Here is a 16,022-nt window from a genome sequence, read left to right as displayed (position 1 = left end):
GGCTCAATCCAAAAAACGAGCGAAGAGCTTTGCAAGGAAGCTGGCGTCTTTCTGACCCTGGTAGCTCACCGATTCCTGAGTGACCGCCTTCCAGAGGGCAATAGCCGTGCACAGGAGCAATGCTGCGATGCCAGCCCACTCGGAGACGCGAATGAATCGGGTGTTGAATATCTTGTCGAGCACTTGTCCCATGGCGGTGGCTGTGGGCCCCGACAGCTTGGCTTTGTTGTATTCCAGCCAGGCCTCCAGAGCCGCTGGAATCAAGAAGTAGAGGACGACAAAACCAATGGCTCCCGCAATCAAGGCACCCTTGGGGCCGAATTTGTTGGCAATGGCGCCCATGTCGCTCACTGTCGAACCCAGGTTGCTACCTGAGCGGCGATGTCCGCGATACTTTCTTTTGTAGGCCAAGGGGTCTCCCGATGTATTTGTAGTTGTAGGCGCTGGCTTTAGCCTTACCTTCCCCCAGCAGGAAGTCGAATTTCTGTGAGCTTCCAGTCGGCAAAGCCATAGCGCTCAAACACGACACCCACCGCTTGAGTGTTGTCTGCGGCCTTTGGGTCTCGTGCGTAGGCGATAAGCTTGTCTGTACCTTTGCGCTCGAAGGTCCAACTGGGCTTTTCGTCTTTTGGTTTAGACGTGCTTTCTCCAGATGCTCTCGGCGAGAACTCCCCGCTCTGCATCGCTTTCATCACTATTTCGGGGCGAACGAAGGCGTCAACAAACTGATTGACCATAGCCCCGCCCAGCATGGCCCCCAAGGCTTCAGCCCCGCTGCCTCCGGACTTTCCTAGCTGCTCAGCCATGATGACGGACATCTGACCCTTGAAGCTTTCCCGAAGCTTTGGGTAGTCCACGTGCTGATTGAACTTGTCAGCATCCTTCTGCTGCGCAGCGGCCTGCATGGATTTCAGCGCCAGGTGCGGCGAGTAGTACCAGTAGCCACCCACCGCGGCGGTAGTCAGCGCCAGGACGCCTGTGATTGTTTTCAGCTTCATTACGCGTTCCTTGGCGTTGATTTACGGTTCGGCGGGTCGTATTGCATCGGCATGAGGGCCTTTCGCAGGTACAACGGATGGCTGGGTTGGCCCGCCTTGGTCACCTTGAGACAGTGCAAATTGGGTAGCAAGGCAATGACTTGCCGGTCTCGGGCACCGTGGCTGCCGTGATTACCCCAAGCCGCAACGACCACGCCGGCGTTTTTCGCCAACTCAACTAGCGCTGTGTCTGTGTCCGGGCCGATGGGCTCTGAGTGGGCCTTCATCACCGCGGGGTCGGTGGCCCTGAAGGCAAAGATGTTCGTCATGCACAGGGCACCGAAGCCCCAGTCCTTGGCGTACTGGATGCACCTCCGGACGGTCGGGTCGTCCTCCACCTCGTCCGCTTTGCTGGGGTTCAAGCCGATGAACATGGCGTAACCCTGCTCAGGCATGCCCCAGCGACGCCAGAGGCTGTACCGGTACGTTCGACAGGGTGAAAAGGTGGCGGTACTTTCCAGGAGCGGGCTCATTCAGCAGCCTTGAACGTGCTCAGGTCCAGCTGGCCGGTAACAGCGGCTGAAATCAACGAGGAGCGGTACTCGCGCAGGCGGCCGATGTGTTCATGGAGGTGAGACCGCACGCCTGCAAACTCAGCAAACTTTGACTGGACGTACGCAGCAATCTGCCGTTGTTCATTCAAAGCAGGTAGCGCAACCTTTACCTCACCAACCTGTGACGCCGAAACCGAGGGCACGGCACCTGGGTTTACCAGCCAGTCAAGAGGAAGCAGGCCCAATGCCAGCTGAGCAAACAGCGGGTCGACGACAGCCTGGTCGGGGATAAACGCCATCATGTTGTTATCCAAGCACCCAGGCACTCCTAGGCGTCTAACACGCATAAGTAGCAACGCTGCGCCTACTTTCGCGAACGTGAGCGTGCCAACGGGAAAGACATTCGCTCGCAGCTTTGTGGCGGTTTCCCTTGAGACTGTGTTGTCTGTTTCCGTTAGGGGATGAAGAAGGTCGGCGGCGTCAAGGTCCTTCACCTTGAAGAAGGGGAGCTCTTCCGTCGTAACGCCCTGGTACTCAATCGGGAAGCCTGCGCCACCTGTGAAGTAGCCAAGCCTTTTCCAAGGCAACACTTTCCAGTGGACGGGTATTTCCCCAAGAAATTGCTCTCCGGATTCGACCAACGGGGTTTTTGAGACTAGTCCCCGTGTAAAGGCGCTGCGGCAAGTCGCATCGCGCAGCTCGTCCAAGCTTTGCAGGAGTCGCTCCTTCTCTGCAATCAACGCATCAATCCGCGCCGTCTGCTCGTCAAGGAAGTTGGCGATGCGTTCTTGCTCAGCAGGTGTGGGCCAAGGCGTTTTGAAATCCCTCGTGAACTCGTCAGGGACACGTTTGAGGCCACCTGCACCTGTCATCGCGCCAACACCATTTTGGCGAAACTGTTCTGAACGCAGAACGTAGTTCAGAAACCGTGGCTCGGTGCCTACTTTGGGCCGAAGCACTGTAATTTCCGTGGTACCAAAGCCCGCTCCAAGCTCCAAGCCACGCATGAGGGCACCCTTACCGTTTTCAAAGCAAGGGGTGACTTTTGCGAATGCGACATCTCCTTCTTCGAAGTAGGAGTAGCCATTGCGAACCTCTGCAACTGCCCGGTTTCGGCTTAGGTCGAGTGTGCCGTCTTCGCCAATTGCGTCCATCGGCAAGAAGGAAACCTCGACGTCAGGTGCTTGCAAAAGGTCAGCACGGATTCCCGGGTTGAGGTCGGCCACATAGCGCAGCCGAGTGGTAGGCCAATTCACACCAACACCCCCTTCATCAGCTCCACAAACCGCTCCTCCATCACACGAATCTCTGCGGCAATCACCTCCGGCTTGCGGGGGGCCTTGTAGACATAGAAGTAGCGGTTGAAGTTGATTTCGTAGCCCACCTTGCCTGGCTGGCCGTCCTTCTCGTCTTTGACATCAACGTTCACCCAGGCGTCCGGCACATGCGGCAGCACCTCGCGCTTCATGTACGTGTTGATGTCTTCGGTCAGCGGGATGTTCTCGGTGTCGCGCAGGTCCTTGTCGTAAGGCTTTTCACCCTTCTTGAACTTGCCCGTTTTGCCTTCGGCCAAAGGGCGGTCCACAGTCACCTTGCGGTAGCCAAAGAACTTGGTATCGAAGATTTTGGAGACCAAGCGGGCAGGCTCTTCCTCCTGAGTTCCTTTCTTGCTCGTTTCCTTGAACTCGTTGTCAAAGGTCGAGCCTTCCTCGAAGGCGGAGTAGACCTGCGTGATTTCGTCAATCTGCTCGTCGGTGATGTAGACGCGCTTGTTGCCCAGGCTCTTCTTCATCTTGGCGTACATGCGGGTCGCGTCGATGAGCTGGACCTTGTTCTTGCGTTCTTTGCTCTTGTGGTTCGACAGCACCCAGATGTAGGTCGCAATGCCGGTGTTGAAGAACAGGTCGTTGGGCAGCGCGATGATGGCCTCTAGCAGGTCTTGCTCGAGAATCCAGCGGCGGATTTCGGACTCGCCAGAGCCTGCATCACCCGTGAACAAGGGGCTGCCGTTCAGAACGATGCCCACACGGCCACCGCCCTCTTCGGCTGGGCGCATCTTGTCGATGAGGTGCATCAGGAACAGGAGCGAGCCATCCGAGACACGGGGCAGACCCGGTCCGAAACGGCCTGCATAGCCGCGACGGGTGTGCTCGTCGTCGACGAAGTCCTTGACCTTCTTCCAGTCCACACCGAAGGGCGGGTTGGCTGCGCCGTAGTCGAACTTGGTGCCGGCATGCCCGTCGGCCGACAGCGTGTTGCCACGCTTGATGTTCGCCGGGTCCTGCCCCTTGATGAGCATGTCTGCTTTGCAGATGGCGTAGGACTCGTCGTTGAGCTCCTGGCCAAACAGCCGAATGATGGCGCTGGAGTTGATGCCCTTGGCTGTGGCTTCGCCTACGGACAGGATGCCGCCGGTGCCTGCGGTGGGGTCGTACATGGAGCGGACCACGCCCGGTTTGGACAGTGCTTCATCGTCGCCCGAGAAAAGGCAGTGCACGATGAGACGAACCACCTCGCGAGGGGTGAAGTGCTCACCGGCGGTTTCGTTGGAGAGCTCGGAAAACTTGCGGATGAGCTCCTCGAACACAAGGCCCATCAGGTCGTTTGGCACGGCCGAGGGATGCAGGTCGACGTTGGCGAACGACTGAGTGACCTGGAAGAGCAGGTCCTTGTCGTCCAGCTCAGCAATGCGCTCCGTGAACTTGAAGCGCTCGAACACGTCCCGCGCATCCTCTGAGAACTCGCTGACGTAGGCAATCAGGTTGGCGCGGATGTTCTTGGAGTCGGCCAGGACCTTCTCCAAGGCGAAGGCGCTCACGTTGTAGAACGGCAGGCCCGACTTGCGCTTCAAAATGGGGTCCAGTACCACGCCCGTGGCCTTGCGCTTCTCGTACTCGGCAAGCACAGCGTCCTTGGACGGCTCCAGCACGCACTCCAGACGACGAAGAAGAGTGAAGGGCAAGATGACCTTGCCGTAGTCGGACTGCTTGTAGTCGCCGCGCAGCAGGTCGGCGACAGCCCAGATGAGGTTGGCAAGTTCGGAAAAGCTCTTGGTCATGCGAAATCTAAATTGGGAGAACTGGGGGCCGCCTACTACAGCGAGTGGGGTTTAGCCCGCTTGGGCGGGCTGGGTGTTGTGGGCCTGGACTCCAGGGACAGGCCCACCTTCGACGCGTGTTCCAGGATGAGAACCTCCAGCATGTTCGATAGGGTGCGGTGCTCCCGCTCAGCAGCGAGGCGCAACAGCTCCTTGGTCGAGGGAGACATGCGAAGGTTGATGGCGTCGGTCTTGCGTTCAGCCGTGCTTGTCATGTCGGTGCAATGCCTTTACGATGCACTGAATGTAACAATAAATGCACTTCCAGAACACCATCGGGCACTGAGCTTGAAGCAGGCACGGCGGAAGGAGGGGGTCGACAGCGAGAGCCAGCATGCTGCGAAAACTGCGCTTTGAAGATTTGCACCCGAAGCACCCGTTGGACCCTCATCAGCTCAAGGGCTATGCAAATGCCGCAAAGGTGTGCCTCGAAGCACACCACACGCCACCAGTGGAATTCGAGGCCACCTCCAAAGGAGAGAGCGTGGCGTATGAGTTGAACTGGGAGCCGGTTGATGACGTACTTCGGCGTTCCTACAACAATGCCGATGACGCCAAGCGAGACGGTGCGTACGTTATTGCCTTTGCGGCTGTCGAGGACTTGGAGGGGCTAGTCAGCATTGGGCGAGCCGAAACCAAGACAGGGGCCGATTACTACGTTGCTCCGGCAGACAGCGACCCCGGGGACTTTGAGCAAGCTTTTAGATTGGAAGTATCGGGAACTGATGGTTCACCCGTCCAGGCGCGAGCACGTTTGCGGCAAAAGCTGCAGCAGACCCGCGATGGCTCGGGAGAGGAGCCCGCAATAGCAGCAGTCGTGGGGTTCCGCAGTCGCCTGATTTTGGTGGAGAGGGCCTGACGTGGATTGGCTTACTCACCATAGAAAAAGTGAGGCGTTCGCCGCTAGTGCCCACGAGTACTTGCGACAGGGCATGGCTCAACAGGCGCAGGACGCGTTTAGGCAGGCGGCCGAGACTGAGGAAGCCGCGCTGCAGCTACTGGACCAGTCCAAGCCGAGAACACTGGGCATCACTGCGGTGAGTGCTGTATCGCTTTGGTTCAAGGGGCAGGAGTTCGAACGCGCAGCCCTGCTTGCCCATCGCTATCTGGCGTTACCAGCCATCGCAGGCCCTGCTCGTGCGCAGTTGGACGACTTGCTTTTGACGCTTTACAACGAGCGGGATAAACAGCGCATGGCGGGCCAATTCATGCCTGGCTCGGTAACTGTAGCCGTTAGAGGCGGTGAAGTGCTCAGGGGCGCAGCGCCCTTGGACCTCATTGTCGAAAAGGTCAAAACGTTGCAGTCCATTTTTTACCGGGTAGTGGAATGGAAGTCGAACAAGCCGTTGCGCAAGCGGGGCGGACCGACGCGGGAGGTGACCGGGTCTTTTGAACCGTGGTTGGTTCAAGAAGCACCGGGCAGCTTTCAGTTCTCGGTAGCAGTCAAGGTCAACGGTCAGATGGACCTGTTCGACAAGGAACGGCTAGAGGCAGCAGACATCGCCCAAAAGTTTCTGGACGTGGTCACCACGGTGGTCAGCGACAGCACGGGAGAGGCTACAAAGGAACTCGTCCCCGATGCAGAGTACCGGGCCACTTTCAGAAAGCTGGTCCGAAACCTGACTCCGACCGGGGGCAGCTTCGAATCCTTGGTTATCACATCCAAAGAGCGAGAAGACATTGCGGTAGCCATCGATGAAACAACTCGTCCTCGACTGGCGGGGGTTTTGAAGGCGGAGCAACCGAAACCAGACGAGGCTTCTGGGGAGGTGCCCGCCGAACTCGTGGGGGTCCTGCGCGCGCTGGACCTCGACAAAGACTGGCTGAAGGTGGAAACCGAAGACGGTAGCCAATTTGAAGTCGGCAAGCTCTCTCAAGCTGTTGACGATGTGATTGGCCCAATGGTGAATAAGCGGGTTGTCGTCCGCGCCATCAAGTCCAAAAAGGGAAACCTGCGCTTCGCCGACATTGAGCTGGCTGAGGACTGACAGCCAGTGGAGAACACGTTTTGGGAAAGCTGATTGGGAAAGACCTGGGGTCCCCAGTCGCCTTATGACGAGCGTGGTGTAGCTGCGACAGGGGGTCTAATTTTTCCAGAGAGGATGCTCAAAATGGACCTAAGTCTTTGATTTACAAGGGTTTTGGCCATCAGAGTCATAACACCCCCGCGCAAAAAAAAGCCCGGCCAAGGCCGGGCATGCTGAACGAAGGGGGACGTGGCTTACTGGAAGCCGACACGGTCCAGCATCTGCTGCACCTTGGTGGTGTTGGCGCCCACGGCACTGATCGGGATGGTTTCGCTCTTGAATGGCTGGCCGCCGGTCATCGCCTTGAGGGCAGGGTTGTCCAGCGCCACACCCTTGGCCGCCGGCCATTCATTGTTGCCGTTGGCAAAGTAGTTCTGAGCTTCGGGGCTGGCGAGGTATTCGAGGAACTTGATCGCGTTGGCCTGATTCTTGGAGTGCTTGGCCACGGCGCCGCCCGCGATGTTCAGGTGCGTGCCCCACGAATCCTGGTTCGGGAATACCACGCCCACCTTGTTCACCACCGCCACATCCTCGGGCTTGCTGGAGCGCATCAGGCGCGCAAGGTAGTAGCTGTTGGTGACGGCGATATCGCACTCTCCGGCGGCCACGGCCTTGATCTGGTCGGTGTCGCCGCCCTTGGGGGGGCGCGCCAGATTGCCCGCGACGCCCTTGAGCCAGGCTTCGGCCTTTTGCTCGCCCAGGTGTTCGGTCACGGCGCCGAAGAGGCTGAGGTTGTAGGGGTGCGAGCCGGAACGAATGCAGATCTTGCCCTTGTTCTTCGGGTCGCCCAGAGATTCGTAGGTGGCCACGTCCGACTTCTGCACCTTGACCTTGTTGTAGACGATCACGCGCGCGCGGGTCGACAGGCCATACCAGGCGATGCTGCCATCAGCGGCCGGGGCTGCGCGCAGGTTGGCGGGGATGGCTTCGTTGAGCACCTGCGACTTCACGGGCTGGAAGAGGCCGTCCACTTCGCCCTTGTACAGGCGGGCAGCGTCCACCAGCAGGATCACATCGGCAGGCGATGCGGAACCCTCGGCCTTCAGGCGTGCCAGGATGCCGGCGTCGTCGGCGTCCACGCGGTTGATCTTGATGCCGGTGGCCTTGGTGAACCCGGTGTACAGCGCCTCGTCCGTGGAATAGTGGCGCGCGGAATAGAGGTTGACCACCGGTTCCTGGGCATAGGCAGCGCCGGCAGAGGCGGCGAGCACATACACGCTGAGCAAGGCTTTCACGGACTTCGACATGGGATGCATCTTTCAGTGTTGAACTGAGGCAATGATAAAACAAACACGAATTATTCTTAATAAAGTCGTTGAATGTTCACGGGATATGCCCAGGTGGAGCGTGCTCAGGAAATGGGCAAAAAATGGGCAAAAAAAAGCCCGGTTCGAGAACCGGGCTTCAAATGGATCCTTGAAACGGGGGTTTCGAGAGGATCCAAGGAGACAACTGGGGCGCTGCAGGAAAGGCCTGCAGCGCATGGTGTGGATTATCAGGGTATTCCCTGCGTGCGGCCTAGAGTGGCGACTCCAGACCGCGCGCCGCTGGCTTAGCGCTTGCGGGGAGCGGCCGTCTTGGCGGCGTTGGCGGCCGTGCTGGCCACGGCGTTGAAGTTGGCTTCCGCCACATCAGACGCCTGCTTCACGGCCTTTTGCACCGATTCAAACGCGTTGTTGGCGGCCGACACGGCGCTCTTCATCACAGCGACGGCGGTTTCGGAGCCAGCGGGGGCGTTCTTGGCGGCGCTGTCCACCAGATTGGAGAAAGCGCGTTGCGCGTCGGCAGCCTGGCCTTCAAAGGCCTTGCCAAACTCGGCGCCGGTGCCGGATGCGATGTCGTACAGATGGCGGCTGTAGGCGGCGGTCTTTTCGGCCAGGGGCTGGAACAGGCCGGCTTGCAGGGCCATCAGTTCCTGGGCGTCCTTGACGGCCAGCACGGCTTGCGAATGGTTGGCGGCTTCGGCCAGGGCAGCGCGCGAGGCGGTCACGTTCAGTTCCACCAGCTTTTCCACGCCCTCAAACGCCTTGGTCGTCAGACCGAACAGGGTTTCGATGTTGGCCTTGTGGGATGCCAGGATTTGTTCTGCAGTCAGCGACATGTCATATCTCCTAAGAATGGTGCCCAACAAGGGCAGGGTGGCTTACGAACATCTGCTCTGACGTCGGCCTCCAAGGCCATGTTGCAGTGCAGCATGGATCGAATTTTAGGGACTTGCGCGCAGTTTGCAAGGGATTTTTGTTGCGGTGCAGCAAATTTAGGTTGCGCCCTCCAGAAGTCGGCACATCGCCACAATGGCGACATGCATGCCTATTACGCGGATGAGTTTGTGCTGCCCCTGCCAGCGGGGCACCGGTTTCCCATGGCCAAGTACCGCATGCTGCGCGACAGGATCGCGGAACGTCTGCCGGGTGTGGCGCTGCATGTGGCGCCGCCGGCGCCCGACGACGATCTTGCGTTGGTGCACAGCCCCGACTACATCTTTGCCGTGCAGTCCGGCACCCTGGCGCCTGCGGCCCAGCGTGAAATCGGCTTTCCGTGGAGCGAGGCCATGGCGCAGCGGGCGAGGCGCTCCGTGGGGGCCACGGTGGCTGCGAGCCGCATTGCATTGCAGCAGGGCGTGGCGGGCAACCTCGCGGGCGGCACGCACCACGCGTATGCCGATCGGGGCAGCGGCTTTTGCGTGTTCAACGATGTCGCAGTGGCCGCGCGCCGCATGCAGGCCGAATGGCCGCTGCGCCAGCACAGTGCCCGTGCGGGCAGGCTGAATGTGGCGGTGATCGATCTGGACGTTCACCAGGGCAATGGCACGGCGCGGATCTTTCAGGGCGATGAGAGCGTGTTCACCCTGTCGCTGCATGGCGCGCGCAACTTCCCCTTCCGCAAGGAGGTCAGCGACCTGGACGTGGACCTGCCCGACGGCTGCGGCGATGACGACTATCTGGTGGCGCTGGACGACGCCCTGCAGCAGCTCGGCAACCGTTGCTCGCCGGCGCTGGTGTTCTACCTGGCCGGCGCGGACCCGCATGCCGGCGATCGCCTGGGCCGGCTCGCGCTCAGCCACGCGGGCCTGGAGGCACGCGATCGCAGGGTGTTTGAATGGGCGTGGCAGCGCCGCGTCCCCCTCGTCGTGACGATGGCAGGGGGCTATGGCCGTGACCTGGAAGACACCCTCGCGGCCCAGCTGGCGACATGGCAGGTGGCGTGGCAATACCACCAGCGCTGGCAGAATGCGCTCCCATGAACACCCCCGCCAGCCCATCCCCCGCAGCGCCTTCTCCCGTGCCCTCCGTGCCCGCCCGCCCGGCCCCCCAACCCCGCAGCGCCTACCCCGTGTTCCGGTCCATCAGCACCCGCTGGGCCGACAACGATGTGTACGGCCATGTGAACAACGTCGTGTACTACAGCTGGTTCGACACGGCGGTGAACGCGCACCTGATCGACCGGGGCGTGCTGGACATCCACACCGGCCAGACCATCGGCCTCGTGATCGAGACGCAGTGCAACTATTTCGCGCCGCTCGCGTTCCCCCAGGTGGTGGAAGCCGGCGTGCGTGTGGCGCGCCTGGGTGGCTCCAGCGTGCGCTACGAGGTGGGGCTGTTCGCGCACGGCGAGCCTTTGTCGGCGGCGGCCGGGCATTTCGTCCACGTGTATGTGGACCGTCAGACGCGTCGGCCGGTGCCGGTGCCTTCGGCCTTGCGCGAAGTGCTGCAGGCCATGGTTGTCGAGTGAGCCTGGATGGGTTGCAAAATTGATAGCAAAAAATGATTGATAGGTAAGCGCTGGGGCCAATTTTGAAGGGAAATCGAGGCTGATTTTCAGCCGTGCGCATCCCTTGAATCGCCTTTGGCTGACATCCTTTCTAGGCGCGAACGGGTAGGGTGGTGGCCGCTGGGCGTCAGAAGGCGAAAGCGCGCCGTCAGCCCGTTTTCCAGGCGCCCAGCAACGCATCCGCACACTTCCGGAGCCCACCATGACCCATCCCGTCACTCCCCGTTTCTGGACCACCCTCCGGGGCCGTGGCGCTGCCTGCGCGTTGGCGGCGTGCGCGCTGCTTGTGGGCGGCGGCGCGCAGGCCCAGGCCTATGTCAACGCCACGGTGGGGGGCAAGCTCGCCCCTGGCGTCTACGGGCGGATCAACATCGGCAGCGGCCTGCCCCCGCCGCCGGTGATTTACGCAGAGCCGGTCATCATCCAGCGGCCGGCCGTGGTGGTGCCCCGCTCGCCGATCTACCTGTATGTTCCGCCGGGCCATGCCAAGAACTGGGGCAAGCACTGCCATCGCTACAACGCCTGCGCCCAGCCGGTGTACTTCGTTCAGGAGCCGCCACCTCGCCGTGGCCCGCCACCGCGCCACGGCTACCACGGCCGTGACGACCACCGCTGGGACGATGACCACCGCCACGGCGGCAAGCATGGGCGCGGGCACGACAAGAAGGGCCACAAGCACGACCGCGACGATCACAAGGACAAGGGGCGCGGCCAGGGCCACCAGCGCTGAGCACTGGGTGATGCTGCAACCCTTGCCGCTGATGGCAGGCGGGGGGGCACGCCGGTGCGTGCGGTTAAGCTCGGGCCTCTATGGCCCAAGTCACTTTTTCCCCTCCTTTCAGTTCTGCCGATGATGTTGCGGGCCAGCTGCGGCAATCCGGCTATGTGGTGTTGCCGCCTGACGAGGTTGCAAGGTGGGCGGGTTGCGAACTGGCCGACCTGATGGCGCTGAACGGCGACTGGAATGCGTTGCCACCCGATGACTTTCTGAAGGACGGCGGGCGCTATCGGCGCCGACGCCATGCATGCTTTGTGGTGGCTGGCGGGCAGGTGCAACAGGTGCCGCACCGTGCGCACTGGCAGCCCGTGGAATACAACGCCCTGCACGGTGGCATGGAGCGCTGGTTTGCACCCATGGAACCCGCCACCGTGGCGCGCGCGGCGTGGCAGCAGCTGCTGGCTGCGCTGGCCGGTGTGGCACAGGCCACGTTTGCACCCCATGCAGGCGCAGGCGACAGCGCAGTGCCAGACGCAACGCAGCCCTGGTATGTCGAGGCACACCAGTTCCGGATCGACACCACCGACGGCATCGGGCGCCCCACGCCCGAGGGGGCGCACCGCGACGGCGTGGATCTCGTGGCCGTGTTTCTGGTGGGGCGCGAGGGCGTGAAAGGCGGTGAAACGCGGGTGTTCGAAGCCAACGGCCCGAGCGGCCAGCGCTTCACGCTCACTGAGCCCTGGTCGTTGCTGCTGCTGGACGACGCGCGCATGATCCACGAGTCCACCCCCATCCAGCCGCTGGGCGAGAGCGGTCATCGAGACACGCTGGTGGTCACCTGCCGCCGTGGCAATTTTCAAGGGGCCGATGTGGTGGCCCCGCAGCCGCAAGGGGCCACCACGGCGCCGCTGGCATGAGGGCGCGGAGCTTGGCCTGCAGCGGGCCGTGGGTGGACGGTGGCGGGCCAGGCGGCGCCAAACGCCCTATGGCACTCAGGGTGAGTGCGGTTGATTTGATGCGCATCAAGATGCAGGATAGGGTGGCAATTCACACTCTGATCCAGAGGCCGTGACGCCCGTCGGGCTCGTTCGTCAACCCAAGGAGAAGCACCATGTTCAAGCACATTCTGGTTCCTGTGGACGGTTCGCAAACCTCGATGCTGGCCGTGTCCAAGGCTGCAGGCCTGGCCAAGACCTTTGGCAGCGCCGTCACGGCGGTGTATGTCATCGACCCGTACCCCTTCACCGGCGTGGGTGCCGATTTTGCGTATGGGCAGGCGCAATACATCAGCGCCGCGACGGCCGAAGCCAAGACGGCCCTCGAATCCACGCAGAAAGCCATGAAGGAGGCCGGCGTGGAAGTGACCACCCTGGTGGGCGAGGGCCATGCGGTGCACGACGGCATTCTGCGTGCGCTCGAATCCACGGGCGCCGACCTCATCGTGATGGGCTCGCACGGCCGCCGGGGACTTGAAAAGCTGGTGCTGGGCAGCGTCACACAGCGCGTGCTGGGGGTGGTGCACATCCCCGTGCTGGTTGTGCGCGACTGAGATCGAGCAGGTCGGCGCCACAGCGGCTTCGGCCCGCGTGGCAAGTCCAAAAAATGCGGCTCCCTGGTGGAGCCGCATTTTTTTGGCTTGCCGGGGCGCTATTGCACCGCCTGCCCGCTGACCAGCACCGGCGACGCGCGAAAAAGCTCCGGCAGCAGCGTTTGCAGCTGCGTGATCTTCGGGCGGTCGTAGGTGGCGATGTAGAGGGAGTGCGGGTTGCGCGTGGCGTAGTCCTGGTGCTCGTCTTCCGCGGGGTAGAAGCGGTCGAGCGGGGCCAGGGTGGTCGCAATCTTGCGGGGCAGCAGCTGGGAGGCATCGAGCTGGGCGATGTATTGCTGCGCGACACGCTGCTCCTGCGGCTGCGCATAGAAGATGGCCGAGCGGTATTGGCGCCCCACGTCGGGCCCCTGGCGGTCGACCTCGGTGGGGTCGTGCGCCACCGAAAAGAAGATCTGCAGCAGCTGCCCGTAGCTCACCACCTGCGGATCAAAAGTGATGGCCACCGCCTCGGCGTGGTTGGTTCGGCCGGCGCTGACATGGGAGTAAGTGGCGGTCTCCGGCGTGCCACCGGCGTAGCCCGACACCGCATTGAGCACGCCTTGGGTGTGCTGGAACACGGCCTGCACGCCCCAGAAGCAACCACCGGCGAACACGGCGGTGGCGGGCCCGGCGGCCACGGGGTGCGCGACATCGGTGTCCGGTGGCGGCAGCGCCACCGAAGGCCTGGCCCCCGACGTGGCGCCTGCATACAGCAAGGCCGCCAGCATCGCCGCGCCCACCAACACCAGGAGTTTGGGGCCCAGGTTGGCGTCGCGGCCGGTGGCTGGCGCGACGGGCCTGGCTGCGTCGCGTGGGCGCAATGGCTTGCGGTGGCGATGTGGCACGGCAAAGGTCTCCGGGCCCGGGGCGGGCCTGCAGGAACCTTACTCGATCTTGGCGCCCGAGGCCTCGACGATGCCTTTCCACTGCCCGTATTCCTTCTTGAGCTGGGCGTTCAGCTGGGCGGCAGACATGGCTTCAGGCTCGGCGCCCTGGGCCTGGATGGCGGACTTCATTTCAGGGGTGGCCAGCAGCTTGTTGATTTCGGCATTCACGGTGGCGACCACGTTGGCGGGCGTGCCGGCAGGGGCGAACACCCCGTACCAGGTGCTCACGTCAAAGTCCTTGAAGCCCGACTCGGCCACGGTGGCCACGTCCGGCAACGATGAGCTGCGCTTGGCAGAAGTCACCGCCAGCGGGCGCAGCTTGCCCGCCTTGATCTGGCCCATGGCCGAGGGCAGCGACGAGACCAGCAGGTCCACGTTGCCCGCCAGCGCATCCATCAGCGCGGGGTTGGAGCCCTTGTAGGGGATGTGGCTGAGCTTGACACCGGCGGCCTGCTCAAACAGATGGCCCGCCAGGTGGATGGAGGTGCCATTGCCGGGCGAGCCGTAGGTGATGGTGCCGGGCGCAGCCTTGGCGGCGGCCACCACGTCGGCCAGCGACTTGTATTTGGAGTTCACGCTGGTGGCGATGACCACGGGCGTCCAGGCCACGTGGGCCACGGCCGTGAGGTCCTTGGTGGGGTCCCAGGGCAGGTTTTTGTACAGCCAGGGGCCGATGACCAGGTTGTCCTTCTGGCCCATCACCAGGTCGTAGCCGGTGGGGGCGGCCTTCACGGCCTCGCCGATGCCGATGGTGCCGCCGGCGCCGGCCTTGTTGTCGGCCACCACGGTCCACTTGCTCACTTCGGTGAGCTTGGTGGCCACCAGGCGCGAGAGGATGTCGGTGCCGCCGCCGGGCGGGAAGGGCACGATCAGGCGGATGGGCTTGGTGGGGTAGGCCGCCGCGGGTGCGGGCGCCTGGGCGTGGGCCGTGGTGCCCAGGGCAAAAGCGAGGGCGCTGAAGGAAATCAGGGTGCGAATCATGGTGAGCAATGTCTCCGTCTTTTGTGGAATGTGAAGGGGCGCGCTGGGCGAGCCGCCTGGCTGATCTGGGTCAGCGGGCGCCAATGATCGCTGATCGCCGCAGGCGCCCGCCTTGCCAATCACGGGTGGCAGCATCGCCGCTGGCGATGGCAGCCCCCGTGGCGCTCCGGATCACAGGCGCTCGAAGATCGCCGCGATGCCCTGGCCGCCGCCAATGCACATCGTGACCAGCGCATAGCGGCCTTGTACGCGCTGCAGCTCGTGCAGCGCCTTCACGGTGATCAGCGCGCCCGTGGCGCCGATGGGGTGGCCCAGCGAGATGCCCGAGCCATTGGGGTTGACCTTGGCCGGGTCCAGGCCCAGGTCCTTCGTCACGGCGCAGGCCTGGGCGGCAAAGGCCTCGTTGGCCTCGATCACGTCCAGGTCGGCCACGGTGAGGCCGGCCTTCTTCAGCGCCAGCTGCGTGGCAGGCACGGGGCCAATGCCCATGTACTTGGGGTCCACGCCCGCGTGGGCATAGGCCACCAGGCGGGCCAGGGGCTTGGCGCCGCGCGCCTTGGCGGCACCGGCTTCCATCAGCACCACGGCGGCGGCGGCGTCGTTGATGCCCGAGGCGTTGCCCGCCGTCACCGTGCCGTTTTCCTTCACGAACACGGGCTTGAGCTTGGCCATGTCGTCCAGCGTGGCGTTGCTGCGGAAGTGTTCGTCGGTGGCGTATTGCACGTCGCCCTTCTTGGACTTGAGCGTGACGGGCACGATCTGGTCTTTGAAGTACCCGGCTTCGGTCGCCTTTTGCGCGCGGTTGTGGCTTTCCACGGCCAGCCTGTCCTGGTCTTCGCGCGTGATGCCCCACTTGGCAGCGATGTTCTCGGCCGTCACGCCCATGTGGATGGTGTGGAAGGGGTCGTGCAGCGCGCCGATCATCATGTCGATCATCTTGGTGTCGCCCATGCGCGCGCCCCAGCGCATGTTCAAGCTGGCAAAAGGCGCGCGGCTCATCACCTCGGCGCCCGCGCCGATGGTCACATCGGCATCGCCCAGCTGAATGGCCTGCGCCGCCGACACGATGGCCTGCAGGCCCGAGCCGCACAGGCGGTTCACGTTGAAGGCGGGCGTGCCCTCGGTGCAGCCGCCGTGGATGGCGGCCACGCGCGAGAGGTACATGTCGCGCGGCTCGGTGTTGACCACGTGGCCGAACACCACATGGCCCACGTCCTTGCCTTCCACGCTGGCGCGCGCCAGCGATTCCTTGACGACCAGCGCGCCCAGCTCGGTGGGCGGCACATCCTTCAGGCTGCCGCCAAAGGTGCCAATGGCGGTGCGCACAGCGCTGACGACGACGACTTCACGGGTCATGGGAATCTCCTTGATGGGGTAAAAATATGAATCAAAGTGCCTTCAGCGCTTATCCATCAAGCGCTG

18 protein-coding genes are annotated in these 16,022 nt (G+C 62.7%); 7 read left to right on the top strand and 11 right to left on the bottom strand.

From position 1 onward, the window contains the following. Positions 1-3: 3 nt before the first annotated feature. From ACOQFS_RS11250 to ACOQFS_RS11225, 6 genes are read right to left on the bottom strand one after another with little or no spacing between them, the layout of a single operon-like run. Positions 4-411, bottom strand: a complete 408-nt coding sequence (locus ACOQFS_RS11250; protein WP_421562968.1) for a hypothetical protein — start codon at positions 409-411, stop codon at positions 4-6. A gap of 44 nt (positions 412-455) precedes the next feature. Continuing rightward, positions 456-998, bottom strand: coding sequence for a DUF2939 domain-containing protein (locus ACOQFS_RS11245; RefSeq protein WP_421562967.1), 543 nt, complete (start codon positions 996-998; stop codon positions 456-458). Further along, the gene (locus tag ACOQFS_RS11240; RefSeq protein ID WP_421562966.1) at positions 998-1,510 is read right to left on the bottom strand and encodes a DUF1643 domain-containing protein; all 513 of its coding nucleotides are present in this window, start codon (positions 1,508-1,510) and stop codon (positions 998-1,000) included. The genes ACOQFS_RS11245 and ACOQFS_RS11240 overlap by 1 nt, the downstream gene beginning before the upstream one ends. After that, positions 1,507-2,757 (bottom strand): restriction endonuclease subunit S, encoded by a 1,251-nt coding sequence (locus ACOQFS_RS11235; RefSeq protein ID WP_421562965.1) that lies wholly within the window; start codon positions 2,755-2,757, stop codon positions 1,507-1,509. The genes ACOQFS_RS11240 and ACOQFS_RS11235 overlap by 4 nt, the downstream gene beginning before the upstream one ends. A 26-nt stretch (positions 2,758-2,783) precedes the next feature. Next, on the bottom strand, positions 2,784-4,589 hold the full coding sequence (locus tag ACOQFS_RS11230; protein WP_421562964.1) for a type I restriction-modification system subunit M: 1,806 nt from the start codon (positions 4,587-4,589) through the stop codon (positions 2,784-2,786). Between the two features lie 35 nt (positions 4,590-4,624). Beyond that, positions 4,625-4,843: a DUF1778 domain-containing protein gene (locus ACOQFS_RS11225; protein WP_103045408.1), complete on the bottom strand. Its 219-nt coding sequence runs from the start codon at positions 4,841-4,843 to the stop codon at positions 4,625-4,627. Between the two features lie 119 nt (positions 4,844-4,962). Here ACOQFS_RS11225 and ACOQFS_RS11220 point away from each other — a divergent pair, with 119 nt between their 5' ends. Together ACOQFS_RS11220 and ACOQFS_RS11215 are read left to right on the top strand one after the other, a co-directional pair. Next, a complete protein-coding gene (locus ACOQFS_RS11220; protein WP_421562963.1) occupies positions 4,963-5,487 on the top strand; it encodes a hypothetical protein in 525 nt (174 codons plus the stop codon). A 73-nt stretch (positions 5,488-5,560) separates the two neighbouring features. Then, positions 5,561-6,616 carry a hypothetical protein gene (locus ACOQFS_RS11215; protein WP_421562962.1) on the top strand — a complete coding sequence of 352 codons (1,056 nt, stop codon included), beginning with the start codon at positions 5,561-5,563 and terminating at the stop codon, positions 6,614-6,616. A 233-nt stretch (positions 6,617-6,849) separates the two neighbouring features. Here the strand turns inward: ACOQFS_RS11215 and ACOQFS_RS11210 are convergent, their stop codons facing one another. Both ACOQFS_RS11210 and ACOQFS_RS11205 read right to left on the bottom strand, forming a co-directional pair. After that, the gene (locus ACOQFS_RS11210) at positions 6,850-7,902 is read right to left on the bottom strand and encodes an extracellular solute-binding protein (protein ID WP_421562961.1); all 1,053 of its coding nucleotides are present in this window, start codon (positions 7,900-7,902) and stop codon (positions 6,850-6,852) included. 305 nt (positions 7,903-8,207) lie between these two features. Next, entirely contained in the window at positions 8,208-8,756 is a 549-nt protein-coding gene (locus ACOQFS_RS11205) for a phasin family protein (RefSeq protein ID WP_421562960.1), read from the bottom strand. A gap of 201 nt (positions 8,757-8,957) precedes the next feature. On the opposite strand from ACOQFS_RS11205, the gene ACOQFS_RS11200 reads away from it, so the two are divergent. The 5 genes from ACOQFS_RS11200 to ACOQFS_RS11180 all read left to right on the top strand — a co-directional run bounded on the left by ACOQFS_RS11200 (position 8,958) and on the right by ACOQFS_RS11180 (position 12,693). Then, positions 8,958-9,899, top strand: coding sequence for a histone deacetylase (locus ACOQFS_RS11200; protein ID WP_421562959.1), 942 nt, complete (start codon positions 8,958-8,960; stop codon positions 9,897-9,899). Beyond that, entirely contained in the window at positions 9,896-10,387 is a 492-nt protein-coding gene (locus ACOQFS_RS11195; RefSeq protein WP_421562958.1) for an acyl-CoA thioesterase, read from the top strand. The genes ACOQFS_RS11200 and ACOQFS_RS11195 overlap by 4 nt, the downstream gene beginning before the upstream one ends. A 241-nt stretch (positions 10,388-10,628) precedes the next feature. Next, entirely contained in the window at positions 10,629-11,156 is a 528-nt protein-coding gene (locus ACOQFS_RS11190) for a hypothetical protein (protein WP_421562957.1), read from the top strand. A gap of 80 nt (positions 11,157-11,236) precedes the next feature. Next, positions 11,237-12,061, top strand: a complete 825-nt coding sequence (locus tag ACOQFS_RS11185; protein ID WP_421562956.1) for a 2OG-Fe dioxygenase family protein — start codon at positions 11,237-11,239, stop codon at positions 12,059-12,061. Between the two features lie 194 nt (positions 12,062-12,255). Further along, entirely contained in the window at positions 12,256-12,693 is a 438-nt protein-coding gene (locus tag ACOQFS_RS11180; protein WP_421562955.1) for a universal stress protein, read from the top strand. 98 nt (positions 12,694-12,791) lie between these two features. Here ACOQFS_RS11180 and msrA read toward each other — a convergent pair whose 3' ends face one another. The 3 genes from msrA to bktB form a co-directional block, all read right to left on the bottom strand. Further along, entirely contained in the window at positions 12,792-13,460 is a 669-nt protein-coding gene (gene msrA, locus ACOQFS_RS11175; RefSeq protein ID WP_421562986.1) for a peptide-methionine (S)-S-oxide reductase MsrA, read from the bottom strand. A gap of 156 nt (positions 13,461-13,616) precedes the next feature. Further along, positions 13,617-14,600 (bottom strand): tripartite tricarboxylate transporter substrate binding protein, encoded by a 984-nt coding sequence (locus ACOQFS_RS11170; RefSeq protein ID WP_421562954.1) that lies wholly within the window; start codon positions 14,598-14,600, stop codon positions 13,617-13,619. A 171-nt stretch (positions 14,601-14,771) separates the two neighbouring features. Further along, the gene (gene bktB / locus ACOQFS_RS11165) at positions 14,772-15,956 is read right to left on the bottom strand and encodes a beta-ketothiolase BktB (RefSeq protein ID WP_421562953.1); all 1,185 of its coding nucleotides are present in this window, start codon (positions 15,954-15,956) and stop codon (positions 14,772-14,774) included. Positions 15,957-16,022: the final 66 nt, after the last annotated feature.

Origin of the sequence: Paracidovorax sp. MALMAid1276, assembly GCF_049198005.1 — a bacterium.
Taxonomy (GTDB): Bacteria; Pseudomonadota; Gammaproteobacteria; order Burkholderiales; family Burkholderiaceae_C; genus Acidovorax.
The sequence above is the reverse complement of the archived record's forward strand: the minus strand, read 5'-3'. Positions and strand labels throughout refer to the sequence as shown.